The sequence below is a fragment of the Paraburkholderia acidisoli genome (assembly GCF_009789675.1).
GTDB lineage: Bacteria > Pseudomonadota > Gammaproteobacteria > Burkholderiales > Burkholderiaceae > Paraburkholderia > Paraburkholderia acidisoli.
The window spans coordinates 431,534-457,020 of the sequence record NZ_CP046914.1 but is presented as its reverse complement, the minus strand read 5'-3'; the positions used below and the strand labels follow the sequence as shown (position 1 = coordinate 457,020).

Genomic DNA, 25,487 nt, shown 5'->3' with positions numbered 1-25,487 from the left:
CGACTTTTTCTTTTGCCGAACCGAAACCATGAAAACCCAACAACGACCGCCGCGCGCGGGCGTCGTCGGCATGCGTGCGCCTGTGGCGTGCGGTGCCGACGATCGCGATCCGAAGCCGCTCACCCGCTTTCGGACCGCACCTCTGCAACTGGCCATCGCGATGCTGTGCGCGGGATGTCTCGCCGCCCCCGAGGCGCGAGCCGCGGAATCCGCATCGACCGCATCGACTGCATCGAGTACGTTGACCCCATCGCCCGATGTCACCCAGGCGTCCGGCGTCGAGGCGCCCGCCGCGCACGGCGCCACGCCCACCGCGCAGGACGCGCATGGCCACGCCGGCTCGCCCGCACCCGCGCTCGCGGAAGGCACGATGCCGGTGATTTCCGTGATCGGCTCGAGCGTGTCCAGCTATGTGGCAACCACGTCGGACAGCACCACGAGAACCGGCGTGCCGCTCAAGGACTACGCCGCGTCCGTCCAGGTCGTGCCGTCCGAGGTGCTGCGCGACCGTGGCGTGACCCGCATCGACCAGATCGCGGACAACGTGAGCGGGGTGCACGCCGAGGCGAGCTACGGCGGCAACGGCGCGACCTTCTTCAATATCCGCGGCTTCAGCGAGAGCAACGGCTTGCGCGACGGCTTCCGCAACTACGGCTATTACGCGTTTCGCGACGTGCAGAACATCGACCGCGTGGAGATATTCAAAGGTCCGGCGGGCGCGCTGTACGGTGGCGTGGGCGCGGTGGGCGGTTACATCGACACGGTTTCGAAGCGGCCGGAGCCGGACAATTTCGGTGAAATCGGCGTGACGGCGGGCAGCTACGGCCTCGTGCGCACGACCGTGGACGTGAACCGCGCGCTGAACGACGAGCTGAGCATCCGCCTCAATGGCGCGGCGGAAAGCAACTCGACGTTCCAGGACAACGGCGGCTACAAGTCATGGTCCATCGCGCCGGCCATCAGCTGGGACAATCACCACGGCACCTCGCTCACGCTACTGTCCGAGTTCAATCATTCGAACCGCGACGGCTTCGACTTCGGCGTTCCCGCGGTGCCCAACTATCAGGCGCTGTCGCGCACGCGCTATTACGGCCTGCAAAGCGGCGTGTATCCCGGCGTGGATGGCGACTACGGCAGGAACGATACGGTTGCCGAAACGCTGTTGTTCGAGCACGCGCTGTCGAGCAACTGGAAGCTGCGCCTCGCGGGCCAATACAGCTACGCGCGCCAGCGATCGACGCAATCCTTCCCAGACAGCACGACGGCCACCGGCAATCTGCTCGATTACTCCGTGTACAGCGGCGCCAACGAAGTGTCGCGCCAGTACGGCGCGCGGGCCGAACTGGCGGGCGACTTCTTCACCGGCAGCCTGAAGCACTCGCTGCTCGCGGGCGTGGATTACGGCTATCTGGAAGTGGGCAGCGGCGGCTCGCAGGTCTCGTCGATGACGCTGGATCTCTTCAATCCCGGCTACGTTTCCGGATTGACGCCCGGCGATCCCTTGCCGGGCCATCAGGGGCGCGGCGCGGACTACGGCGTCTACGTGCAGGATCTCGTCGACATCACGCGGCAGGTCAAGCTCCAGCTGGGCTTGCGCGCGGATCGCTTCATCAATCGCGCCGACGAGAGTGGCGAGGAAACGGGCCGAGGTCAGCAGACGGCGTTTTCGCCGCGCGTGGGTCTGGTCTGGCAACCCGTGAGCGGCACCTCGCTGTTCACGGACTGGAGCCGCAGCTATGCGCCTAACGTGGGTCATAGCGGCAGCAACGCGACCTATGCCGCGGAGGTCGCGGAGCAGTTCGAAGTGGGCGTGAAGCAGGATCTCGTCAAGGACCGCCTCACGGCGAATCTCGCGCTCTTCAATCTGAACCGCAATCACATTCTCACCACCGATCCCACGAACCCGCTGCTGGAAGTGCTCACCGGCAAGCAACGGAGCCAGGGCGTGGAACTCGACATTGCCGGCAACCTCACGCCGCGATGGAAGGCCATCTTCACCTATGCGTACACGCTCGCGAAAGTCACGAGCGATACGACGTTTCCCGTGGGCGATGTGTTGAGCAACGTGCCGCGGCACAGCGCGAGCTTGTGGACGGTCTACCAGTTGCAGTCGGTGCCGGGCTTGCAGGTGGGCGCGGGCGTGTACTACGTCGGCCCGCGCGAGGCGACCCTGCCGAATACCTTCAAGCTCGCCGGCTACGTGCGCACCGACGCGATGGCGTCGTATCAGCGCGGGCCGTGGAAGACGCAGTTGAATATCTTCAACCTGTTCAACCGCAAGTACTACACCGGCGGCTCAGCCGCGACCTTCGACTACACGCTCATGCCGAGCCCGCCGTTGTCGGCGCAGGTGACGGTGTCCTACGCGTTCTGAGCGCGGCCTGAGCCGGGCGGCGCGCGGGTAGGGCGCGCGTTGCCCGGCGACCTTCGCGCAGCGGCCGCTCGCGGAAACCGGCCATCGTCTTTAACCGCCACGCGCGCGCAATTCATTCGATTTTCATAATTAATCGGCAAGAAACTCTTGCTTCTCCTTAGTAGCCCCCGGCCGTACAGTCGTCGCATCACAAAAGACAACGGCAACGACAGGAGGCGACGACATGGCCGAAGGATGCGTGAGCTATCGCTCGGAGGCGGGCGTGGCGATCATCACGATCGATCGCGAGGAGAAGCGCAACGCCATGACGGCGCTCATGTGCGATCAACTACGGGAAGCGCTCACGCGCCTCGAAAACGGCAGCGATCGCGTGGGCATTCTGTGCGCCGCGGGCGAGACGTTTTGCGCCGGCGCGGATCTGACCGCGCCGCCCGAAAACTTCTGGCGCGCCGTGCCCGGCATCGGCATCGAGTTGACGAAGCCGCTGATCGCCGCCGTGCAAGGGCCGGTGGTCGGCATGGCCGTGGGCATCGTGGCGTTCGCCGATCTGTGCGTGGCCGCCGAAACCACGCAGTTCATCTATCCCGAAGCGCGCGTGGGTGTGTCGAAGGGCATGATCGCCTCGCTGGTCGCGCGCGTCCCGCACAAGGTCGCCATGGAACTGATGCTGCTCGGCGGCCCCATGACGGCGGCGCGCGCCTACGACGTGGGTCTCGTCAATCGCGTGACGAGCCGGGGCGAGCACCTGAGCGTGGCCCTCGAACTCGCCGCGGCAATGGCAACGCACGCGCCGCTCGTGATGGCGCAGCTCAAGCAGATGAGCGCCCAGACGCTGCCGCAGAGTCCGTCCGAAGCGTTCTACCTGGCCACCAGGGCGATCGAGCGCGTGACGCATAGCGAGGACGCCCAGGAAGGACTGCGGGCGTTCAAGGAAAAGCGCCGGCCGCGTTTCGAGGGGCGTTGAGATGACGCCTTCGCTTCTCGACGCGGGCACGTTGCCCGAGGCGTTGCACGACGCGTTGCGGCGCGCGTTCGGCGATCGCTATTCCACGGCCGACTCTGTTCGCGAGCAGCATGGCCGGGGCGAGGCGCCGTTCGCGGCGATGCCGCCGAATGCCGTGGTGTTCGCGCGATCGACGCAAGACGTGCAGGACGTTCTCGCGCGCTGTCATGCGCACCGCGTCCCCGTGATCGCGTTCGGCGCGGGTTCGTCGCTCGAAGGACAACTGCTGGCCACGCGAGGCGGCGTTTGCATCGACCTTTCGCAGATGAACGCCGTGCTCAAGGTTGACGCGGGCGATTTCACCGCCACGGTTCAGGCGGGCGTGACGCGCGAACAGCTGAACACCGCGTTGCGTGCCGAGGGCCTGTTTTTTCCCGTCGATCCCGGCGCGCATGCGAGCCTGGGCGGCATGGCGGCCACGCGCGCATCGGGCACGAACACCGTGCGCTACGGCTCGATGCGCGAGAACGTGCTCGCGCTGACCGTGGTGCTGGCGGACGGACGCGTGGTGCAAACGGGCACGCGGGCCGCGAAGTCGGCCGCGGGCTACGACCTCACGCGCCTGTTCGTCGGCTCGGAAGGCACGCTCGGCATCATCACCGAGGTCGTGCTGCGCCTGTATCCGCTGCCCGAGTCGGTGAGCGCCGCCGTGATCGCGTTTCCCGACACGGACGCGGCCGTGGCCACCGTGATCGAGGCAATCCAGGCGGGTCTGCCGATCGCCCGCAGCGAATACCTTTGCGCGAACTCGATTCGGGCGATCAACCTTGCCGCGCGCGAGCTGGCGTTGCGCGAAGTTCCGACGCTCTTTCTCGAGTTTCACGGCTCGCCCGCGGCGCTCGAGGAGCAGGTCGAGACGCTGCGCGAGCTGGCGGCGCAGCACGGCGGCGGCGACTTTGCCTGGGCCGTGCATCCCGAAGACCGCACGCGGCTCTGGCATGCGCGCCACAACGCGTATTTCAGCTGCCAGCTGTCGCGCCCCGGTTCGCTCGTCATCGCGACCGATACCTGCGTGCCGCGTTCGCGCCTCGCCGAATCGATCGAAGGCGCGGGCCGCATCATGGCGGACGCGAGTTTCCCGAGCATGATCTTCGGCCATGTCGGCGACGGCAATTTCCACGTGCTGATGGTGATCGATCCCGGGAGCGAAGCCGAACGTGAGGAGGCCGAAGCACTCAACGAAGCGATCGTGACGCTCGCGCTCTCGCTCGGCGGCACCTGCACGGGCGAACACGGCATTGGCTATCACAAGAAGGCATTTTTGCGGCGCGAAACAGGCGACACCGCCATCGAACTGATGCAGCGAATCAAGGCGGCCGTCGACCCGCACGGTATTCTCAACCCCGACAAAATTTTCTGACTATGAAACACTCGATTCTCGAGGGCGTGAAGATTCTCGATCTCACGCGCGTGCTGGCGGGACCCTGGTGCACGCAGGCGCTGGCCGACATGGGCGCCCGGGTCTTCAAGATCGAACGGCCCGGCAACGGCGACGAAATGCGTCAGTCCCCGCCATTTCTTAAGGATACCGAAGGGAACCGGACCACTTATACGCCCGCTTATGTCAGCGTCAATCGCGGCAAGCAGTCGCTCACCATCGACTTCACCCAGGACGCGGGGCGGCGGCTCGTGCTCGAACTGGCGGCGCAGTGCGACGTGTTCGTCGAGAACTTCAAGGTGGGCGACCTGAAGCGCTATGGGCTCGACTACGAAGCGGTCAGGGCGATCAACCCGCGTATCGTCTATTGCTCGATCACGGGCTATGGCCAGGACGGGCCGATGGCGCGTTATCCCGGTTACGACCCGATCCTGCAAGGCGTGTCCGGCATCATGAGCACCTGCGGTCTGCCCGAGGGCCAGCCCGGCGCCGGACCGCTGCGCTCCATGGTACCGCTGATCGACGTGATGACCGGCATGATCTCCACGTCTTCGGTGCTGGCCGCGCTCTACCATCAGCAGCGCACCGGCGAGGGGCAATGCATCGACGTGGCGTTGCTCGACGTCGCGATGTCGGCAACGAGCTATCTCTCGCAGAATTTCCTGCTGACGGGGCAGGTCGCCGCGCGTATCGGCAATGGCAGCCGGCTGTTTGCGCCGTCGAACTGCTATCAGTGCGCCGATGGCCCGCTGCTGATCCAGATCGGCAACGACGGCCAATGGGAGAAGCTCTGCAAGGCGCTCAAGCGCGAAACCTGGTTGAGCGATCCGCGCTTCGCATCCAACGGCGCGCGACTCGAACACGTGCTCGAACTCGATCGGGAAATCACGGCCGTGACCTCGGGCCTCAAGCGCCACGACGTGACCGCATGGCTGAGCGACATGGGCGTGCCCTGCGGGCCGGTCAACACGATCGCCGAGGCCTACGATCATCCGCAGGTCGTGCATCGCGGTTTGCGCGCCGAAGTCGAGCACCCCGAACTCGGCAAGATTCCGGTCGTACGCAGTCCGTTTCGTTTCTCGCATACGCCCGTCGAGCATCGGCCGCCGCCCGGCCTCGGCGCGCACACCGCGAGCGTGCTCGCGTCCGAGCTGGCGATCCCCGCCGAGCAACTGCGCGAACTGGCCGAGGCGGGAGTGATCTGATGGCGGCATCCGCATTCGCCGCGTCCACGCTCATCGACGCGCGCACGCTGCGCGACCGGCTCGCGCGCTGCCGCGTGATCGATTGCAGTCACGACCTCGCGCGCCCCGAAGCCGGTTCGGCCGAGTTTCGCGCGGGTCACGTGCCGGGCGCGGTCCACGCGCATCTCGACCACGATCTCTCGGGCGCGAAGACGGGAACCAACGGGCGGCATCCGTTGCCCGAGCCCGCGGCGTTCGCCGCGTGGCTCGGCCGGCAAGGTATCGGGCGGCACGATGCGGTCGTTGCCTACGACCGTTCGGGCGGCATGTACGCGGCGCGATTGTGGTGGCTGCTGCGCTGGCTCGGTCATGCCGACGTGTGTGTGCTCGACGGCGGCTGGCAGGCGTGGGTCGAGCAGGGCGGCGAGGTGGCCGCCGACGCGCCCCGATACGATGCGACGCGCTACGAAGCCAGCGCACCGGCCGCCGCGATGTGGGTCGACGCCGGCTTCGTGCTGCGCAATCTGCAAACCGGCGAGGCGCTGGTCGTCGACGCGCGGGGCGCAGAACGCTATCGAGGCGTGGTGGAGCCGATCGACGCGCGAGCCGGACATATTCCGGGCGCGCTCAATCGGCCCTACACGGACAATCTCGCGGCCACGGGCGGCTTCAAATCCGCGGCGCAACTGTCGGACGAGTGGCGAACGCTACTCGGTGCACGCCCGGCGAACGAGGTCGTCGCGCAATGCGGCTCGGGCGTCACGGCCTGCCACAACCTGCTGGCTCTGGAAGCGGCGGGGCTGGGAGGCGCGCGCCTGTATCCCGGTTCGTGGAGCGAGTGGGCCAGCGACCCGCATCGTCCGACGGCGACGGGCGCTTGATTCGCTCGATGAATTCCGGCGCGCTTGCGCCTCATGCTTGATCAACGAGGAGATAGACGATGTTTCTGAATAACTGGGTCGAAGTGCTGAAGAAGAACCGGACGGCTTCGGCCACGCTGCTCGAACACCACCCGAAGCTGATGAGCGGCTTTCGCGGGTTGAACGAGGCGCAGGGCGGCACCGGTACGCTCGACGCGAAAACGCGAGAGTTGATCGCGCTCGCCGTGGCGGTCACCACGCGTTGCGAAGGCTGCATCGCCTCGCATGCTCAGGCCGCCAAGGCGGCGGGCGTGACCGAGGCCGAACTCGCGGAAGCGATGTCGACGGCCATCGCCCTGAACGCGGGCGCGGCGTATGTCTACTCGCTCAAGGCGATGGACGCGCTCAAGACCTTCCAGCAAGCCTGATTGCCTTGCCCACGTTTCCCCGGCGCGCTTCACGGCGGCCGGGGAAACGCGTATGCGGCGCCCGTGCAAGCGCGTTAAAGCGCTTTGAACCTCACGCCAGATCCTTATAGGTTTCCTGCACCTGCTCGACGAGAAAATCGCGGATCTGCAGAATGTGCGGGTCGGGTTTCGGCTGCCGGGACACGCCAATTTCGAGCAGATGCGGAATGTCGGGTTCGGTGATCGGCACCACGTCGAGGTTGTGTAGCAGTGCCAACGGACTGACATAACCGGGCACGACGACAATGCCGCCGCCGTTGGCCGCGCTCGCGACCGCGAACATCGCGGTACTCACCGAATGCACGTTTTCGAGCACCAGATCCGCGGGCAGCGCGGACTGAATGCGCAGCCGCGACGACTCGTTGATGATGATGAGCGAGACGTTCTGGATCTGCCGCCATGTCAGCGAGCGATGGCCCGCGAGCGCATGCGTGCGAGGCACCAGCGCGACCCAGCGCGACACGAAGAGCGGTTGGCTCTCGTGGAAATCGTCGTTGGGCAGGCGCACGCCGATGGTGATGTCGGCCGCCCGCAGGTCGATGGCTTCGACCAGCTGATGCGACGGCACTTCCACGCAGGTGATCCGCACGTTGGGCCACAGCACGGGCGCGCGTTCGAGCACCACGCCGAGCAGCGACGAGATGACGGCCGGCGTGGTCGCCACGCGCACCGTATCGAAGTTATTGCCCGCCCGCAGCGACGCCGCGCAACTCTCGGTGGCGCGAATTTCCGTCAAGACGCGTTCCACGCATACGAAGAACTTGCGGCCCGCTTCCGTCAAGCGGACATGGCGCGTCGTGCGTTCGAACACGCGAAAGTCGAGTGAGGATTCCAGGTCGCGGATGGCGAGGCTGACGGCTGCCGGCGTCATGTGCAACGCCTTCGAAGCTTCCACGAAGCTGCTCAGGCGCGCGACGGCATCGAACACACGCAGCAGCCGAAGGTTGGTCAATCGCATGGCAGGGTACGGCGAGGCATTGTTAACCTGATGCGAAAGAATGTCCAAATATTCCTTGATTGTATATAAGGGTTGGCCGCACTACAGTGACTCCACCGGCTAGCCCACAGGGCGATAAATCTCTCACAACGCGCCGGACACGGAGACAAACACGATGACGTCCACTACCGCTTTTCGCCTCTCGCCCCCATTAAAAGCCATGGCCGCTTTGCGCCGTGGCGCACGCTGCCGCGCAGGCGTGCCCATTCCGCTTCCCGATCTCTGAACGCTGCTCGTCGGTCCCCTCGTTGGTCCCTTTCGCATCGCCACGTTGCAAGGGAAACCCCGCGCGTGACGATGCCGTCAATCATTGCAGAGTCGAGGAGTGAAGGAATGCAACCTACTGCGAGCGACGTATACGACCCGGTTGGCGTGTCGGTCGAGAAGTCGACCTACGCCAAAGTGCACCTGAGAATTCTCTTGCCGCTGGCGATCTGTTTCATGCTGGCGTTCATCGATCGCATCAATGTGGGTTTCGCCTATATTCACATGCGCGGCGATATTGGTCTCACCGATGCCGCCTATGGTCTGGGCGTGGGCCTGTTCTTCGTGAGCTACACGCTGTTCGAAGTGCCCAGCAATCTGCTGCTCACGCGCGTGGGCGCCCGCAAGACCATTTCGCGCATCATGATCCTGTGGGGACTCATTTCCTCCTCGACGATGTTCGCGCACACGCCTACCCAGTTCTTTATCGCGCGACTCGCGCTGGGCGCGGCCGAAGCCGGCTTCTTCCCGGGCGCGATGCTGATCCTGACCTACTGGTATCCGGCCAACAAACGTGCGCGCGCCATTGCGCTGTTTTCGCTCGCGGTGCCCGCGGCGGGCATGTTCGGCAGCCCCTTGTCGGGCTGGATCATGCATACGTTCAATGACGTCGCGGGGCTGCGCGACTGGCAGTGGCTGTTTCTCATCGAAGGCATTCTGCCCGTAGTGGTGGGCGTGGCGATGTTCTTCTTCCTGACCGACTCGCCGGCCCAGGCGCGCTGGCTCAGCGCGGACGAAAAAGCGCTCGTGACCGGACTGCTCGACGCCGAACAGAAGGCGAAAGGCTATTCGGACAAAACGCACCATTTCGGCGCCGCGTTGAAGTCGCCGAAGCTGTATATCGTCGCGCTCGCCTATTTTCCGGTGGCATGGGTCGGCAGCGTGCTCAACTATTGGGGGCCGCTCATGCTGAAGCAACTGGGCGGCGGCACGATCCTCAATATCGGGCTGTTGCTGGCCATTCCGTCGATTGCAGGCGCCATCGGCATGCTGATCGTCTGCCGCAGTTCCGACAAGCGCATGGAGCGCCGCTGGCATTGGGCCATCAGCGCGCTGGTGACGGCCTGCGCCGTGGTTTATCTCTCGCAGATCCATCACGATCTCTATGGCGCGCTCATCACGCTCGCGGCCATCAATATCGGTTACCTCTGTATTGCCGCGCTGTTCTTCACGATCCCGACCGCGTTTCTCTCGGGCTCGGCGGCGGCGGGCGGTCTGGCGCTCGTCAGTGCGATGGGCCAGGTGGGCGGCTTTCTCGCGCCCATCGTCATCGGTCATGTCAAACAGTCCACCGGCAGCTTCGCGCTTGCCTTGATGCTGGTGGCGGCCTTGCTGCTCGTGGCCGCCTGTTTCGTGATCTTCCTGATTCCCGCCGGCATCTTCGGCAAGGACTCGCGGCTGCGCTAGGCACGAGCGGCGCGCTGCTTTCGCCGATAACCCCGCATTCCGAGGTCCGGATCACGCGTTCGCCGGACTCACGATTACCCGTCTTTACTCATCGCCATCATGAAAAATCTTTTGAAGAGCGGACCGGCTCCGCTCCGGACAGCCGTGTCCGCCGCACTCGCCGGAACCGCGGTATTCGGCATGAACTGCGCCTTCGCGCAAAGCTCCGTCACGCTGTATGGCATCGTCGATACCGGCTTGATGTACGTGAACAACCAGCACGGCGCCTCAAACTGGGAAATGACCTCGGGCAAGCTCTCGGGAAGCCGCTTCGGCTTGCGCGGGGAGGAGGATCTGGGCGGCGGCTATCAGGCGCTGTTCGTGCTCGAGAACGGCTTTTCCGGGCCAACCGGCGCCTTGCAGCAGGGCAGCCGTCTGTTCGGGCGGCAGGCGTACGTGGGGGTGTCCGGCAAGTCGCTCGGGCGCCTCACGCTGGGCCGCCAGTACAGCCCGTACGAACTCTACGTGGGCTATCTCTCGGCGGGCATTCGCTGGGGCACTTCGCTGATGACCGATCCGTTCGACCTGAACATGCTCGGCGGCTCGGTGCGTTTCAATAACGCCGTGACTTACGAAAGTCCGGACTACTACGGTTTGACCTATAGCGTGCAATACGCGTTCAGCAATCAGGCCGCCTCGGAGGCCGGGCAGGGTTTCGCCAACAACCGCGAGTTCGGCGCCGCGCTGAAGTACCAGCACGGCGGCCTGCGCGCGGCCATCGGGTATGCGAACCTGAGCGCGCCGAATGCGGCTTCCAATACGTCGGGCGCGACCTATGGCGATTACCCCGGCGCGTTTCCGCTGTGGTTCAAGCAACTGGACAGCAACGCCTCGGGCGCGTCGTCCAGTGCGACGGTGGCCATCGGCAAGCAGCAGGTGCTCGCGGGTGGCTTCCTGTACAAACCGGGCGCGCTGGCGTTCGGCGCGGTGGCGTCACGCACGTGGATCGGCGGCATGACGATCGCGGGCGCGAAGACGCCAGGCTTCAACACGTCGGCGGGACGCTTCGACATCAACTCGTTCGAACTCAGCTCCAGCTACGACCTCTCGGTGGCGGACACGCTGGGCGTGATGGCGAAATACTCGAACGCCGAACTGCGCACCGGCGCGGGGACGACGCCGCTGCATTGGTGGCAGTTCGGGGTGGGCAACGACTACCTCTTTTCGAAACGCACCGACGTGTATTTCGCCGCGGCCTATGAAATCGCCAGCGGGTCGCATAACGTCGCGCAGATCACGCTCGACGCGCCGTCCTCCAACTCGACGCAGATCGCCGTGACCGTGGGCTTGCGGCACCGTTTCTAAGCGCGGTAAATCTCGCAGCATCGTCTTTCGGGCAGGCATCGTCTTTTCCCTATCATAAGGATTCCTATGAACGTCGAGTGGGGTAACCCATGAACTTGCCGCTGGAAGGCATTCGCGTGGTCGAGTTCTGCAACGTCGCGGCGGGCCCGTATTGCGGCATGTTGCTCGCCGACATGGGCGCGGACGTCATCAAGGTGGAGCATCCTGCCGGTGGCGATACGTTGCGCGCCTGGCCGCCGCTCAGCGAGGGCTACAGCGAAAATTTCGCGGCGCTCAACCGCAACAAGCGCTCGGTGACCCTCGACCTGAAACGGGCGGACGACCTGGAGAAGGCGCGTCAACTGATCGCGAGCGCGCACGTGCTGCTCGAAAACAATCGCCCGGGCGTGATGGCGCGGCTCGGCCTCAGCTACGAGGATGTGGCCGCGCTCGCGCCGCGCATCGTCTACTGCTCGATCTCGGCCTACGGGCAAACGGGGCCGCGCGCGCAGGAGGGCGGCTTCGACCTCACCGTGCAGGCGATGAGCGGTGTCATGAGCGTGACCGGCGAGCCGGGCGGCGCGCCGGTCAAATGCGGCGTGCCGCTCGCCGACTTCACCGCGGGTCTCTATGGGGCATTCTCGGTCGCGGCGGCGTTGCGCGCGGCGGAGCAAAGCGGCCGGGGCACGCATATCGACGTGCCGATGCTCGGCGCCACGCTCGCCATCGCCGCGCTGCAAACTTCCGAATATTTCGGCACGGGTCGCGATCCGCAGAAGCTCGGCTCGGCGCATCCGCGCAATGCGCCGTACCAGGCATTCCGGGCCCGCGACACCTGGTTCGGCATGGCGGCGGGCAACGACGCGCTGTGGCGGGCTGTTTGCGAAACGGTGGGACGGCCCGCGCTCGGCAACGACCCGCGCTTCGCGAATCCCACGCTACGTGCGCGCCATCAAGACGCACTGCGCGAGATCCTGGAGTCGATTTTCGAGGCCGACGACGCGAGCGTCTGGCTCGCGCGCTTTCGCGCCGCGGGCGTGCCGTGCGCGCCGATCAACACGTATTCCGAGGTGCTCGCCGACGAGCAGGTGGCTCACATGGCGTGGGTTCAGCCAGTCGAGTTGCCCAACGGCGTGACGACGCGCACCTTCGTCTCGCCCGTGCGCTTCATGGGCGAGGCGGCGGTGATCCGTGCGCGCCCGCCGGCGCTCGGCGAGCACACTGCCGCCGTGTTTCAGGCCCTCGACGCGAGTACGCCCGCATGACGCCTCTCATGATCGAACGGTATGCCACGCACTGGACGCTCGTGCTCGATCGTCCCGGCAAGCGCAATGCGTTGTCGGCGGAACTGGTCGAAGCGCTGCTCGACGCGTTCGACACGGCCGCGCGCGAGGCCGTGCCCGTTGTCGTCTTGCGCGGCCACGGCCATTGCTTCAGCGCGGGCTTCGACATGAGCGAAGCCGCCACCCAGTCGGACGGCGATCTGCTGCTGCGCTTCGTCCGCATCGAGATGCTGCTCAACCGGATCGCGACGTCGCCCTGCGCGACGGTGGCGGTCGCGCACGGCCGCAATTTCGGCGCGGGCGTGGACCTGTTCGCGGCGTGCCGCGTGCGTATCGCCGCGCCCGGCACGACGTTCCAGATGCCCGGCTTGCGGTTCGGCATCGTGCTGGGCACCGCGCGGTTCGCGCGCATCGTGGGGCGCGACGTGGCGCGTGCGATGCTCGAAACGTCCGCGCCATTCGATGTGGACTGGGCGGTCGAGCACGGCTTCGCGGAGCGCGGCGAGCCTGCGCCGCGCCTGCTCGAAACGATCGACGCGCGGGTCGCGCGCGTCGCGACGCTCGCACCGCGCACGCGACGGCTGCTCGACGAAGCGCTCTGCGACGAGCGAGCGGACGCCGATCTCGCCATGCTCGTGCGGTCCGCCGCGGAACCGGGCCTGCGCGAACGCATCGCCGCCTATCGGGCGACGACCGCGCCGCCGCGGCCAGCCTCTGCCACGCACGAGGCCGCTCACGCGGCGGGGAGCCGCCATGACGTCTCATGAGGGCGGACGCCTGAACGCCTTCGTTCAGGCCGTGACTGCGGAACTCGACCGGCCCGGCAACGACGAAGCGGTTTTGCTGGCGGCCGTCGCGCGGCACATGGGTACGCTGGTTTCCGTCGACGACTGGCTCGACGCGCCGTTCGCGCAGCCCGACCCGCATCGCTACCGGCAGTATCTGCTGCATGCCGATCCACGCGCGCGCTTCAGCGTGGTGAGCTTCGTGTGGGGACCGGGCCAGGCCACGCCTGTTCACGACCACACCGTGTGGGGGGTGATCGGCATGTTGCGCGGCGCGGAAATCGGCCAGCACTACGCGCCCGGTCGCGACCGCCGCCTGACCGCGCGCGGCGCCGCGCATCGGCTCGAACCCGGCGAGGTGACCTGCGTGTCGCCTTCGGTGGGCGATATCCACGCGGTGAGGAATGCGTTTGGCGATCGCGTCTCCATCAGCATTCATGCGTATGGCGGCGATATCGGCCGTATCGCGCGGCACGTGTACGCGCCGGATGGCACCACGAAGCCGTTCGTCTCGGGCTATTCGCCATTGCAATGAGCGAGGCGAACGGCGGCGCCATGCGTGCCGATCACGCACTGGCGCACACCGTTCCCCGGGCTCTCACACGGCGAATTCCGGCCGGACTTCGCCCGCTCTCGGCAAGCCCATGATCTGCCGCGCTTCGGCGGGCGTCGCCGGTTCGCATCCCATGTCGCGCACGAGCCTCACGAGGCGCTCCGTGAGTTGCACGTTGGTCGCGAGTTCGCCCTGCGCGTAGTAGAGATTGTCTTCGAGGCCGGTGCGCACGTGCCCGCCGAGCAGCAGCGAATTCATCGCGGAAGGCAACTGCGCCGGGCCGATGCCGCTCACGCAAAAAATACTTCCCTTGGGCAGCATGTCGACCATCGACTGCAGGACGCGCGGCGAATAGGGCATGGCGTTCTGGAAGCCGCGATGCACGCCGAGCACGATGTTGACGAAGAACGGTTCGTCGTCGAAACCGGCGGCGGTCAGCGTGGCGACGTCCTGCACGATGTGCGTGGGACTGAACACTTCCCACTCCGGCTTGATGCCGCGCTTCTTCATTTCCAGCGCCAGCTGCTTGCAGCGCTCCGGCGAGGTGTGCATCAGCAGCTCCTTGCCGCCGAAGGTCGCGATGATGGTGGTCGCGTCTAGCGTGCACATTTCGGCGCCCGCATCCATGCCTTTGAGCCGTTCTTCCCACAGAATTTCCCAGTAGCCGTTCGCCGCTTCGCCGATCATGTCGCCGTGCACGCCGCCGCCGGTCGAGTTGTTGATGACGATGTCGCATTGGTCGCGAATGCGGCGATTGATGTCGCGGTAGATCGCGGCGTCGCACGTCGCGCCGTCGTCCGGACGGCGCGCATGCACGGCCACCACGCTCGCGCCCGCGTTGTAACAGTCGTAGACGTCGCGGGCGATCTCGTCGGGCTGCGTGGGCAGCGCGGGATTCTGCGACTTGTGTGCCATGCCGCCCGTGGGCGCGATCGTGACGATCACCTTCGGTTTGTCCATTGCGTGTCTCCTTGTTGGGGGTGTCAGTTCGCGCCGTGCGCGTCGTCGCGCAGCGCGAGCAGGCCGAGCACGACCGCGTCGCGGTGTTCGGCCAGTGCGTCGCTGGACCTGGAGGCCAGCGCTTCGCGCATGCCCTCGGCGATCCGGCGTTTGAGGTCGTCCGTCATGCGTGGCGTGCCGAGATCGTCCCACCAGCTTTCGATCGGGCCGCCCAGATGGTCGAGTACGTGCGCGATGCCGCCATCGCCGCCGGACAGATGCAGATTCGCGAACGGTCCGCAGGCCGCCCAGCGCAAGCCGGGGCCATAGGCGATGGCGTCGTCGACATCGGCCACGCTCGCCGCGCCAATGGCGACCAGATGCATGGCCTCGCGCCACAACGCGGCCTGTAGCCGGTTCGCGATATGGCCTTTGAGTTCCTTGCGACCGTGAATGGGCCGCTTGCCGATCGCACGATAAAAGGCCATGGCGCGCTCGATGGTCTGCGCCGAAGTGCGTTCGCCGCCGATGACCTCGACGAGCGGAATGAGATGCGGCGGATTGAACGGATGACCGAGCACGACGCGCTCCGGGTGCGCGCACGACGTCTGCACGCGGCTCATCACGAGTCCCGAGGAACTCGACGCGATCACGACCACCGGCGGCAGCCGTGCGTCGATGCGCGCGAACAGCTCGCGCTTGAAATCTTCGCGCTCAGGGCCGTTTTCCTGCACGAATTGCGCGCCTTCGAGCGCGTCGTCCAGATCGGCGGAGAAGTGCAGCCGTTCCGGCGCGGCGCCGGGCGCGAGTCCGATACGCTCCAGCGCCGGCCAGTGCTGCGCGACGGCCGCCCGAAGTCGCGCCTCGGCGCCGGGCGAGGGGTCGGTGGCGCGCACGCTCAGCCCCTTCGCGAGAAACAGGGCGGCCCAACTCATGCCGATCACCCCGGTGCCCACCACCGCAACCCGTTCGATGCCTGCGTCATTCATGCTGTCTCCTGCAATCCGTTCACGTTGCGACGTTCACCAGCCGCCCGCGGCCAGCCACGCCTCGAGTGTTTCCATGCTGGTCACGCCGAAGAAGGGTTCGTCGTCCACCAGAAAATACGGCGAGCCGAACACGCCCCGGCTCACGGCCTCGTCCACCTGGCGGCGCAGCGGCGCGCCGTCGGTGCAAGCGGCCGGCAACGCGGCGAGGACGGTCTCCGGAAGTCCGGCGGATCGCGCCGCCAACGCGATCTCTTCCGGCACGGACAGATCGCGGCCGAGCCGCCAGTACGCGTCGAAGCAGGCGCGCGCGAACGGCGCGGCGTGCTCCGGCCACGCTTCGCCGAGCCACGCGAACGCGCGCATGGCGGGCAGCGGGTTCATCGGCGTTTCGCGCAGGCCGCGAGCGAGCGTGAGGCCGTGACGGCGCCTATGGCGTTCGGCTTCGCGCACGATGTAGTCGCCCTTGAGCGGAATGTCGATGAGCGCGCGGCTGCCCATGATCTTCATGACCGTCACGCCGATCAGAACCGGGCGCCAGCGCACGCGGCGCTCGTATCGCGCGGCGAGCGCATCGATACGCAGGCTCGCGAAATAGCCGAACGGCGAGATGAAGTCGAAATAGAAGTCGATGTCGTGCGAGGTCGTCATGGAGTCCTCAGGGATTGGCGGCCTGCGGAGGCAAAGGCGTGCCCACCCGCCATTCGATGTCGAGGTCGAGACCGGCCAGCGCGAGCTTCACGCGGTCCGGCACGGCGTCGTGCGTGCTGGCGTCGAGTGTCACCGTCGCGCGCAAACGCCCCTTGTTTTCCATGCATTGCACGTCGCAGCGCGCCGGCGGCAGCTGCGCGGCGAGCAGGTCGAGCAGCTTGACCCGCGCCGCGTGCGCGCGCAGCGCCGGCTTGTAGATCTTGCCGATGGCCGTGAGCGGCAGCGCCTCGAGCACGATGATCCGGCGCGGCATGGCGGGCGGCTCGTGAATGCGCTCGCGAATCAGCGGGTGCAGCGCCTGGGCGTCGAGCGGCGAGCCCGCGCGCAGCACGACGAACACCACCGGCAATTCGCCCGCATAGGCGTCGGGTTCGCCCACGGCCGCGCACACCACGACGTCGTCGATACCCAGCACGGCTTCCTCGATCGCGCGCGGGTCGAGGTTGTGGCCGCCGCGAATGATGAGGTCCTTGGCGCGGCCGGTCAGAAACACGCGGCCGTCCGCGTCGACGTGCCCGAGATCGCCCGAGAGCAGCCAGCCGTCCTGCGTGAACGTCGAGGCGTTCGCGGCGGCGTCGAGATAGCCGCGGCTCACGTGCGGCCCGGAAATCGCCAGTTGTCCGGTTTCGCCGGGCGCGCACACGCGGCGCACGCGCGTGGGGCAACCGTCTTCGAGCGGAATGGCGCACACGCGCGTCAAGGGCAGCGGCAAGCCTGCCGAGCCGGGAATACGCGCCGCGCCCACGGGCTCGATCGACACCACGCCGACGCACTCGGTCATGCCGAAGATATTGCGCACCGGGATCGCGAAGCGCTGTTCGAAGCGCGCGGCGAGGTCGGCGGGGAGCGGCGAGCCGCCCGTCAATGCCGCGCGCACGGTGGGGTCGCCGCGCGCGGGCGCGGCGTCGGGCGAGCCGTTCAGCAACGCCGACAATACGGTCGGCACACAGCCCAGATGCGTGACGCGGTGGCGTTGCGCGATCTCCCAGATCCGGCTCATGAAGCGCGTATTGCGCATGCCGGTGAGCGTGGGAATGAAGATCGAGCCGCCCGCCGCGAGCGACGCAAGCCCATAGACGAAGGCGCCCGCCACGTGAAACAGCGGGAAGCCGTTGAGCATGCGGTCGCCTGGGCCGAACCGGTAGAAGCGCGCGGCGAACCAGCTCGTGTGCACCTCGTTGCGATGCGAATGCGTGAGCAGCTTCGGCAAGCCGGTCGTGCCGCCCGTGTGATAGAGGGACGCGACGGTCTCGGCGTCGAGTTCCTGCGCGAGCGTGGCCCCGTCGTCGTGGGCGGTGCTCACGCGGTGCTGGAACGAACCGGGCGCGGGTGCGCTTTCACACGGGTCGATTTCGAAAACATGGGCGACGCAGCCCGCCTGCGCGATGGCGTCGCGCAGCGCCGCGTGCACCGTCAGCTCGGGCGTCGCGCCGAGAATGACGGCGGCCTTCGCATTCGAGGCGCGTAGCAACGCGGCAATGTGATCCGCGCCGAGCAGGTAGTTGACGGGAAATGCGCGGCCCGCGAGTTGCGCGCCCCAGATCGCCACGTGCGTCGACGGCATGTGCGGCGCGAGGATCGCCACGGTGTCGCCGCGTTCGACGCCGCTGGCGCGAAACAGGCTCGCGGCGCGCGCGACATCGTCGAATAGCCGCCGATGCGAGATGCGCAGGACCTCGTCGGGACGATCCGGCGATTCGAGGAACAGCAGCGCGTCTTGCTCGCCGAATTGCTCCGCGTTGCGGGCGAGCAGTTGCGCGGTGGTGCTCACGGGAACGGCTTCGGCGGCCGGCATGCGCTCGAAGGCGAGCAGGTCGGCGGGCGTGTCGATCCAGCGCATGGCCGCGCTTGGGCAGGGCGTCTCCATCGGGTCTCCTGTGCGGGTTCGCGGCAAGGCGCGAACGCGTCTGCGATGCGGGCGGGGCGCCCGGACTAGCGGGTCTTGCCGGTCAGGAACGCTTCCATGCGTTCGCGCGCCTCGGGCGTGCTTTGCAGCAACGCGGCAGTCAGGGACTCGGTGAAGAGGCCATCCTGCATCGACATGTCGTGAATGCGCGAAACGGCCTGGATGCAGGCCCAGTTCGACAGCGCGCTGTTCTGGGCGATCGTGCGCGCGAGTTCGGTGGCGAGGCGCAGACCGTCGCCGGGCTCCGCGAGGTAATGCGCGAGGCCGAGACGGCAGCCTTCCTCCGCCGTGTAGCGGCGCCCCGTGAGCATCATTTCCGTCATGCGGTCCGCGCCGATGATGCGCGCCACGCGCACCGACGCGCCGCCGCCGACGAAGATGCCCCGGCGGCCTTCCGGCAGCTGGAAAAAGGCGCTGCGTTCCGCCACGCGCACGTGCGCCGCCAGTGCGAGTTCGAGGCCGCCGCCGATCACGCCGCCTTGCAACACGGCGACGACGGGTTTGCCGGAGAACTGGAGGTCGTGGAAGACCTTGTGCCAGCGCTGCGAGATGCGCAACACATCGACCGGCTGATTCACGCTGTTTTCCGCGAGATCGAGACCCGCGCAAAAGTGCTCGCCCGCGCCGGTGAGCAGCACGGCGTGGATGTCTTCGCCGAGCGAACGGAACGCCGCGTCCAGCGCTTCGATCTGCGCGGTGTTGATGGCGTTGCGCTTGGCGGGCCGGTTCAGCGTGAGGTGCGCGATGCCCTCGTGGACCGTGAGTTGCAGAGCGTCGGTATCAAGCATGCGATTCGAGCCTCGGACATATCTTATAAAATATTCTCGGCTTCGATCGAAGCGCTGGCTACCCAGGGAAAACCTCGTGATTCCAGGCGTTTTTTACTATTGATACGGCTGGCATGGGTTTACCATGGCTTTCGTCGTGGCGTCGATGAACATATCTTTTAATATATATTCACAACGACACGAGGAGACGCACATGGCACACCGTCCCGGACGCTGGGCAATCGGCATCGCATTGACGCTGGCCGCGAGTTGGGCGCTGAGCGCGCAGGCGCAACTGAAAGTGGGCGTGGTGGTCTCGGCGACCGGACCCGGCGCGTCGCTCGGCATTCCCGAGAAGAACACGGTGGCGCTGTTTCCGAAGGAGATCGCGGGCCAGCGGGTCGAGTACCTCGTGCTCGACGACGCCTCCGACGCGACCTCGGCCACGAAGGCCATGCGCAAGCTCGTGAGCGAAGACGACGTCGACGTGGTGATCGGCTCGACGTTGTCGCCGAACTCGATTTCGATGTCGACGGTCGCCGCCGAGAGCGCGACGCCGCTCATCAGCATCGCGGGCGCGTCGAGCATCGTCGAACCCATGGACAAGCAGAAGGCGTGGGTCTTCAAGACGCCGCAGCACGATTCGCTGATGGCCGAGGCGATCGCGCAACACATCCAGAAGCGCGGTCTCAAGACGCTGGCCGTGATCGCCCAGGGCGACGCGTACGGCGACGGCTGGGTGCGCGAAATCACGAAGGCCGCGGCCGCCTCGAACGTGAAGATCGTCGCGGTGGAACGCTATGCGCGCACCGACTCCACCGTCGTTGGCCAGGTATTGAAGGCGCTGGGTGCGCACCCGGACGCCATGCTCGTGGCGGGCGCGGGCACGCCCGCCGTGCTGCCGGAAAAGACCTTGCGGGAGCGCGGCTACGCGGGGCCGATCTACCAGACGCATGGCATCGCCAACAACGACGTGCTGCGGGTGGGCGGCAAGGATCTCGAAGGCACCGTGCTGCCGGCCGGCCCGGTGCTGGTCGCGCGGCAGTTGCCGGACAGCAACCCGAGCAAGGCGGTGGCGCTGGGTTATATCGACCGTTACGAAGCCGCGTACGGCAAGGACACGGTGTCGACGTTCGGCGCGCACGCATGGGACGCGATGCTGATGCTCGAGAACGCCGTGCCCGCCGCGTTGAAGACCGCGAAACCCGGCACGCCGCCGTTTCGCGCGGCCTTGCGCGACGCGCTGGAGAACGTGCGCAACCTCACCGTCACGCATGGCGTGATGAACTTGACGAGCGCCAATCACAACGGGCTCGACAGCCGGGCGCGCGTGATGGTCGTGGTCCGGGACGGCCGCTGGAAGCTGCTCGATCAGTAGGCGGCGCGGAGTAAAATGCGGCTTTCGATCCGAACCACGCTCATGCCCGACCGAACGCCCGCGCCGCCCCGTCAGTCGTCTGCCGAAGACGAGGCGCTGTTGCTCGCCGCGCTGGCCAAACGCATACGCACGCTGCGCGCGCAGCGCGGCATGACGCGCAAGCAGCTGGCCGAACAGTCGGGCGTGTCGATTCCGTATCTCGCGCGGGTCGAGGCCGGCAGCGGAAACGTGTCGCTGGCCTTGCTGCACAAGCTGGCGCGTGCGCTGAACGTGCCGGTCGAGGCGCTGCTCACGAGTCCGGCGGGCGAGAACAGCGACCTGCTGATCCTGATCGAGTACTTGAAGCAGCAGTCGCCGGAAGTGCTGTCACGGCTGCGGCGTCAGGTGATGATGCAGCCCGCCGCCGAACCCGCCACGCGGGAGCGGATCGCGCTGCTCGGTCTGCGCGGCGCGGGCAAGTCCACGGTCGGTCCGTTGCTTGCCGAACGCCTGGGTGCGCCGTTCGTCGAACTCGACAAGGAAATCGAGGCCGTGGCGGGCATCGCGATCGGCGAGGTCATTACCGTGTACGGTCAGGCCGCGATGCGCCGTATCGAGCGGCAGTGCATCGAGCGCATCGTCGAGCGGCACGAGCGTGTCGTGCTCGCCACGGGCGGCGGCATCGTCTCCGAGTCGGCGACCTATGAAGTCGCGCTGCGCGCGTTTTTCACGGTCTGGCTGAAGGCGCGGCCGGACGTGCACTTCGAGCGCGTCATGAAGCAGAACGACGCCCGGATCGCCACGCCACCGCTTCGCAAGGAAGCGCTCGAGCACATTCACAAGATGCTCGATGCGCGGGCGTCGCTCTACCAGCTCGCCGACGCCAGCATCGACACCTCGGATCTCACGCCCGGCGAAGTGGTGGCGCGTGTCGCGCAACTCGCCACGCAACCGGTCGTGAGCTGAGCGCGCGTTCGATAGCGGCACGCCTCGTCACGCCCATCACGACGCGTCGCGCGCGCCCAGTCCCAGCAGCCGTGCGGCATTGTCCTTGAGGATCAGCGGTTTGACTTCCGGCTTGATGTCGAGCGTGTCGAAGTCGGCGAGCCAGCGGTCCGGCCGGATCAGCGGAAAGTCCGAGGCGAACAGCACGCGCTCGCGCAGCAGCGTATTCGCGTACTTCACCAGCTCCGGCGAGAAGTATTTCGGCGACCAGCCCGAGAGGTCGATGTACACGTTGGGCTTGTGCAGCGCGATCGAAAGCGCCTGTTCCTGCCACGGCCACGAGGGATGCGCGATCACGATCTGCATGGCGGGAAAATCCACGGCCACGTCGTCGAGATAAATCGGTTCGGAGTACTTCAGGCGCAGGCCGCCGCCGCCCGGCATCCCGGATCCCATGCCCGAGTGGCCGCTATGAAACACGGCGGGCAAACCGTATTCGGCGATCACCTCGTAGAGCGGATACGCGAGCCGGTCGTTGGCGAAAAAGCCCTGCATCGTGGGGTGAAACTTGAAGCCGCGCACGCCGTGCTCTTCGATCAAGCGCCGCGCCTCGCGCGCGCCGAACTTGCCCTTGTGCGGATCGATGCTGGCGAACGCGATCATGATGTCGGCGTTTTGCTGCGCGAACTCCGCGATCTCCTCGTTGCCAATACGGCGCCGCCCGATGTTCGCCTCGCAGTCGACCGTGAACATCACGAAGCCGATCTTGCGCTCGCGGTAGTGCTCGATGGTTTCCGGAATGGTCGGGCGGCGCCCCTGCTTGAGCACGGTGCCGAAGTACTTGTCGGCGGCTTCGTCGAACTCCTTCGCGAAGAGGTCGGGCGGCTGGCAGCACGACACTTCGGCGTGAACGTGCGTGTCGATGGCGACGAGTGCGTCGAGGTTCATCGTGGTCTCCGGTTGTTATAGGCGTGGCGGCTGTGTCGCGCCGCTACGCCGAGCGCAGGTTGCGCGCGCAGTTGTGCAGCAGCGCATGCAGTGTGTGTGCCGATTCCGTGTCCATGTCGTCGAGCATGGCGCGCTCCACGCGGTCGGCGGCTTCGTCGCACTGGCCGAGCAGCGCGTTGCCCGCTTCGGTGAGCGAGAGCAGAACGATGCGGCGATTCATGGGGTCGGGCTCGCGCATGACCCAGCCATGGCTTTCCATCGTCTTGACGACTTCGTTGGCGGCCTGCGGCGTGATGAACGAGCGATCGGCCAGTTGCGCATTCGACGACCGGCCGCGCGCGCGCAGGACGGAAAGCGCGGTGTACTGCGGCAGCGTGAGGCCATGCTGCGCGAGCGCTTCAGAAAGACGACGCGACACGATGCGGTCGAGCTGGCCGATCAGGTAGCTCAGGCGCATGGGCCGGGCACCGTGCGCGCCGCTCGTGGGGGATTGCGTGGCGGTCGTGTCGTTGGCGGCGGCGGTCGAGGATTTACGGGTCATGGCGTTCAGTAGCGCTTACAGGTGGGTATCGCGGCGATACCGGGTTTGTACCGACAGGATCATATTCTACTTTACATATCAGGTAGCCTGATAGTAAATTGAGATCAAGCCGCGAGTGCGGCATTACCGACGGAGAACAGAAGATGAGTTACGAAGGTCGCTGGAGCACGGTCAAGGTCGCGGTGGAAGGCGGTATCGCGTGGGTTACGCTGAATCGTCCGGACAAGCGCAACGCGATGAGCCCCACGCTCAACCGCGAGATGATCGACGTGCTCGAAACCGTCGAGCTGGACCCGGAAGCGCAGGTGCTCGTGCTGACGGGCGAGGGCTCGGCGTGGACCGCGGGCATGGACCTCAAGGAATATTTCCGCGAAGTGGACGCGAGCCCGGATGTGGTGCAGGAACGCATTCGCCGCGACGCGAGCCGCTGGCAGTGGCAACTGCTGCGCATGTACTCGAAGCCGACCATCGCCATGGTCAACGGCTGGTGCTTCGGCGGCGGTTTCTCGCCGCTCGTGGCCTGCGATCTCGCGATTGCCGCCGACGAAGCCACCTTCGGCCTTTCGGAGATCAACTGGGGCATTCCGCCGGGCAATCTCGTGAGCAAGGCCATGGCCGACACGGTCGGTCACCGCGAGGCGCTGTACTACATCATGACCGGCGACACCTTCACGGGCCCGCAGGCCGCGAAGATGGGCCTCGTCAACAAGAGCGTGCCGCTCGCGCAACTGCGCGCGGAAACCGTGGCGCTGGCCGCGAAGCTGCTCGACAAGAATCCGGTCGTGCTGCGCAACGCCAAGCACGGCTTCAAGCGCAGCCGCGAACTCACGTGGGAGCAGAATGAAGACTATCTGTATGCCAAGCTCGATCAGGCGAACCATCGCGACAAGGAAGGCGGCCGCGCGCAGGGCCTGAAGCAGTTTCTCGACGACAAGAGCATCAAGCCGGGCCTCGAGGCCTACAAGCGCTGAGCGCCGCGTAACCGGGAACAGGAGGAGACACCCCATGCATGAAACGCAGCTTCTGATTGGCGGCGCGGCGCGGGCCGCGGCGAGCGGCAAGACCTTCGATCGCATCAATCCGGCAACGGGCGAAGTCGCCACGCGCGCCGCCGCCGCCACGGTGGACGACGCCGATGCCGCGGTGGCCGCCGCCGCGCGCGCGTTCCCCGCGTGGGCCGCGCTCACGCCCACCGAGCGGCGCAAACGCCTGCTCGCCGCCGCCGACCGCATGGACGCCCGCACGCCCGAGTTCATCGCCGTGGGCGCGGCTGAAACCGGCGCGATGGCGAACTGGTACGGCTTCAACGTGATGCTCGCGGCCAACATGCTGCGCGAGGCCGCCGCCATGACCACGCAGATCGACGGCGCCGTGATTCCGTCCGACGTGCCCGGCAGTCTCGCGATGGCCGTGCGCCAGCCCTGCGGCGTCGTGCTCGGCATGGCGCCCTGGAACGCGCCCGTGATTCTCGCCACGCGCGCGCTGGCCATGCCGCTCGCGTGCGGCAATACGGTCGTGCTCAAGGCGTCGGAAGGCTGCCCCGGCGTGCATGCGCTGATCGGCGCGGTGCTCAACGAAGCGGGACTCGGCGAGGGCGTCGTGAACGTCGTCACGCATTCGGCGGAAGACGCGCCCGCCATCGTCGAACGTCTGGTTGCCAATCCCGCCGTCAAGCGCGTGAACTTCACCGGCTCCACGCGCGTGGGCCGCATCGTCGCGGAACTGGCCGCGCGGCACCTCAAGCCCGCGCTGCTCGAACTCGGCGGCAAGGCGCCCGTGCTGGTGCTCGACGACGCCGATCTCGACGCGGCCGTGGCGGCGATCGCCTTCGGCGCGTTCTTCAATCAAGGGCAAATTTGCATGTCGACGGAACGCGTGATCGTCGATCGCAAGGTCGCCGACGCGTTCATGGAAAAGCTCGTGGCGAAGGCGCGCACGCTCAAGGCGGGCGACCCCACGCAACCCGGTTCCGTGCTCGGCACGCTCGAAAGCGAAGCCTCGGCGCGGCGCATCCGCGCGCTGGTGGACGACGCGCGCGAGAAGGGCGCGACGCTGCCGCTCGGTTGCGAGATCGCCGGCGCGATCATGCAGCCCGCCATCGTCGAAAACGTCACGCGCGAGATGAAGCTGTACGCCGACGAATCGTTCGGCCCGGTCGTGACCGTGCAGCGCGTGGATGGCGACGACGACGCTATCGCCGTGGCGAACGACAGCGAATACGGCCTCTCCGCCGCGGTGTTCAGCCGCGATATCGGCCGCGCGATGAACGTGGCGAAGCGCATCGAATCGGGCATCTGCCATATCAACGGGCCAACGGTGCACGACGAGGCGCAAATGCCGTTCGGCGGCGTGAAGGCGAGCGGTTACGGCCGCTTCGGCAGCAAGGCGTCCATCGCCGAATTCACGGATCTGCGCTGGATCACGGTGCAAACGGGGCCGCGCCACTATCCGATCTGACTCGCGCGCAGCGTCGCGAGAAGGTTGTCGATCGTCCGGAGTGAGACACGCC

23 protein-coding genes are annotated in these 25,487 nt (G+C 66.6%); 15 read left to right on the top strand and 8 right to left on the bottom strand.

The features are described from left to right. The first annotated feature begins 28 nt into the window (after positions 1-28). The 6 genes from FAZ98_RS16305 (at position 29) to FAZ98_RS16280 (ending at position 7,227) form a co-directional block, all read left to right on the top strand. Complete coding sequence (locus FAZ98_RS16305) at positions 29-2,374, top strand: TonB-dependent receptor (protein ID WP_158952353.1); 2,346 nt, start codon at positions 29-31, stop codon at positions 2,372-2,374. 223 nt (positions 2,375-2,597) lie between these two features. After that, positions 2,598-3,338, top strand: a complete 741-nt coding sequence (locus FAZ98_RS16300) for an enoyl-CoA hydratase/isomerase family protein (protein ID WP_158952352.1) — start codon at positions 2,598-2,600, stop codon at positions 3,336-3,338. A 1-nt stretch (position 3,339) separates the two neighbouring features. Then, complete coding sequence (locus tag FAZ98_RS16295) at positions 3,340-4,737, top strand: FAD-binding oxidoreductase (protein WP_158952351.1); 1,398 nt, start codon at positions 3,340-3,342, stop codon at positions 4,735-4,737. A 2-nt stretch (positions 4,738-4,739) separates the two neighbouring features. Then, positions 4,740-5,960 (top strand): CaiB/BaiF CoA transferase family protein, encoded by a 1,221-nt coding sequence (locus tag FAZ98_RS16290; protein WP_158952350.1) that lies wholly within the window; start codon positions 4,740-4,742, stop codon positions 5,958-5,960. Further along, the gene (locus FAZ98_RS16285) at positions 5,960-6,820 is read left to right on the top strand and encodes a sulfurtransferase (protein ID WP_158952349.1); all 861 of its coding nucleotides are present in this window, start codon (positions 5,960-5,962) and stop codon (positions 6,818-6,820) included. The genes FAZ98_RS16290 and FAZ98_RS16285 overlap by 1 nt, the downstream gene beginning before the upstream one ends. Before the next feature lie 59 nt (positions 6,821-6,879). Then, complete coding sequence (locus tag FAZ98_RS16280) at positions 6,880-7,227, top strand: carboxymuconolactone decarboxylase family protein (RefSeq protein ID WP_158952348.1); 348 nt, start codon at positions 6,880-6,882, stop codon at positions 7,225-7,227. A 91-nt stretch (positions 7,228-7,318) separates the two neighbouring features. On the opposite strand, the gene FAZ98_RS16275 is transcribed toward FAZ98_RS16280, so the two are convergent. Then, a complete protein-coding gene (locus FAZ98_RS16275; RefSeq protein WP_158952347.1) occupies positions 7,319-8,224 on the bottom strand; it encodes a LysR family transcriptional regulator in 906 nt (301 codons plus the stop codon). A gap of 372 nt (positions 8,225-8,596) precedes the next feature. Here FAZ98_RS16275 and FAZ98_RS16270 point away from each other — a divergent pair, with 372 nt between their 5' ends. The 5 genes from FAZ98_RS16270 (at position 8,597) to FAZ98_RS16250 (ending at position 13,860) form a co-directional block, all read left to right on the top strand. Then, positions 8,597-9,934, top strand: coding sequence for an MFS transporter (locus FAZ98_RS16270; RefSeq protein WP_158952346.1), 1,338 nt, complete (start codon positions 8,597-8,599; stop codon positions 9,932-9,934). Between the two features lie 144 nt (positions 9,935-10,078). Then, positions 10,079-11,278 carry a porin gene (locus FAZ98_RS16265; RefSeq protein WP_158952345.1) on the top strand — a complete coding sequence of 400 codons (1,200 nt, stop codon included), beginning with the start codon at positions 10,079-10,081 and terminating at the stop codon, positions 11,276-11,278. 89 nt (positions 11,279-11,367) lie between these two features. Beyond that, positions 11,368-12,522, top strand: coding sequence for a CaiB/BaiF CoA transferase family protein (locus tag FAZ98_RS16260; protein WP_158952344.1), 1,155 nt, complete (start codon positions 11,368-11,370; stop codon positions 12,520-12,522). An 8-nt stretch (positions 12,523-12,530) separates the two neighbouring features. Continuing rightward, positions 12,531-13,307 carry an enoyl-CoA hydratase/isomerase family protein gene (locus tag FAZ98_RS16255; protein ID WP_233272783.1) on the top strand — a complete coding sequence of 259 codons (777 nt, stop codon included), beginning with the start codon at positions 12,531-12,533 and terminating at the stop codon, positions 13,305-13,307. Further along, positions 13,294-13,860, top strand: coding sequence for a cysteine dioxygenase family protein (locus FAZ98_RS16250; protein WP_158952342.1), 567 nt, complete (start codon positions 13,294-13,296; stop codon positions 13,858-13,860). The genes FAZ98_RS16255 and FAZ98_RS16250 overlap by 14 nt, the downstream gene beginning before the upstream one ends. Before the next feature lie 63 nt (positions 13,861-13,923). On the opposite strand, the gene FAZ98_RS16245 is transcribed toward FAZ98_RS16250, so the two are convergent. From FAZ98_RS16245 to FAZ98_RS16225, 5 genes are all read right to left on the bottom strand, one after another. After that, entirely contained in the window at positions 13,924-14,838 is a 915-nt protein-coding gene (locus tag FAZ98_RS16245) for a BKACE family enzyme (RefSeq protein ID WP_158952341.1), read from the bottom strand. Between the two features lie 23 nt (positions 14,839-14,861). Continuing rightward, positions 14,862-15,806, bottom strand: coding sequence for a 3-hydroxyacyl-CoA dehydrogenase NAD-binding domain-containing protein (locus FAZ98_RS16240; protein ID WP_158952340.1), 945 nt, complete (start codon positions 15,804-15,806; stop codon positions 14,862-14,864). 33 nt (positions 15,807-15,839) lie between these two features. Next, a complete protein-coding gene (locus FAZ98_RS16235) occupies positions 15,840-16,454 on the bottom strand; it encodes a 2-hydroxychromene-2-carboxylate isomerase (RefSeq protein WP_158952339.1) in 615 nt (204 codons plus the stop codon). A gap of 7 nt (positions 16,455-16,461) precedes the next feature. Continuing rightward, positions 16,462-18,381: an AMP-binding protein gene (locus FAZ98_RS16230; RefSeq protein ID WP_233272782.1), complete on the bottom strand. Its 1,920-nt coding sequence runs from the start codon at positions 18,379-18,381 to the stop codon at positions 16,462-16,464. 65 nt (positions 18,382-18,446) lie between these two features. Beyond that, positions 18,447-19,208 carry a crotonase/enoyl-CoA hydratase family protein gene (locus FAZ98_RS16225; protein WP_158952338.1) on the bottom strand — a complete coding sequence of 254 codons (762 nt, stop codon included), beginning with the start codon at positions 19,206-19,208 and terminating at the stop codon, positions 18,447-18,449. A gap of 193 nt (positions 19,209-19,401) precedes the next feature. Here FAZ98_RS16225 and FAZ98_RS16220 point away from each other — a divergent pair, with 193 nt between their 5' ends. Together FAZ98_RS16220 and FAZ98_RS16215 are read left to right on the top strand one after the other, a co-directional pair. Continuing rightward, on the top strand, positions 19,402-20,565 hold the full coding sequence (locus FAZ98_RS16220; protein ID WP_158952337.1) for an ABC transporter substrate-binding protein: 1,164 nt from the start codon (positions 19,402-19,404) through the stop codon (positions 20,563-20,565). A gap of 42 nt (positions 20,566-20,607) precedes the next feature. Next, a complete protein-coding gene (locus FAZ98_RS16215; protein ID WP_158952336.1) occupies positions 20,608-21,510 on the top strand; it encodes a helix-turn-helix transcriptional regulator in 903 nt (300 codons plus the stop codon). A gap of 36 nt (positions 21,511-21,546) precedes the next feature. On the opposite strand, the gene FAZ98_RS16210 is transcribed toward FAZ98_RS16215, so the two are convergent. Both FAZ98_RS16210 and FAZ98_RS16205 read right to left on the bottom strand, forming a co-directional pair. Continuing rightward, complete coding sequence (locus FAZ98_RS16210) at positions 21,547-22,437, bottom strand: amidohydrolase family protein (RefSeq protein ID WP_158952335.1); 891 nt, start codon at positions 22,435-22,437, stop codon at positions 21,547-21,549. 43 nt (positions 22,438-22,480) lie between these two features. Next, positions 22,481-22,978 carry a MarR family winged helix-turn-helix transcriptional regulator gene (locus FAZ98_RS16205; protein ID WP_158952334.1) on the bottom strand — a complete coding sequence of 166 codons (498 nt, stop codon included), beginning with the start codon at positions 22,976-22,978 and terminating at the stop codon, positions 22,481-22,483. Positions 22,979-23,121: 143 nt separating this feature from the next. Here FAZ98_RS16205 and FAZ98_RS16200 point away from each other — a divergent pair, with 143 nt between their 5' ends. Then, positions 23,122-23,949, top strand: a complete 828-nt coding sequence (locus FAZ98_RS16200) for a p-hydroxycinnamoyl CoA hydratase/lyase (RefSeq protein ID WP_158952333.1) — start codon at positions 23,122-23,124, stop codon at positions 23,947-23,949. A 34-nt stretch (positions 23,950-23,983) separates the two neighbouring features. Further along, positions 23,984-25,435: an aldehyde dehydrogenase gene (locus FAZ98_RS16195; protein WP_158952332.1), complete on the top strand. Its 1,452-nt coding sequence runs from the start codon at positions 23,984-23,986 to the stop codon at positions 25,433-25,435. Positions 25,436-25,487: the final 52 nt, after the last annotated feature.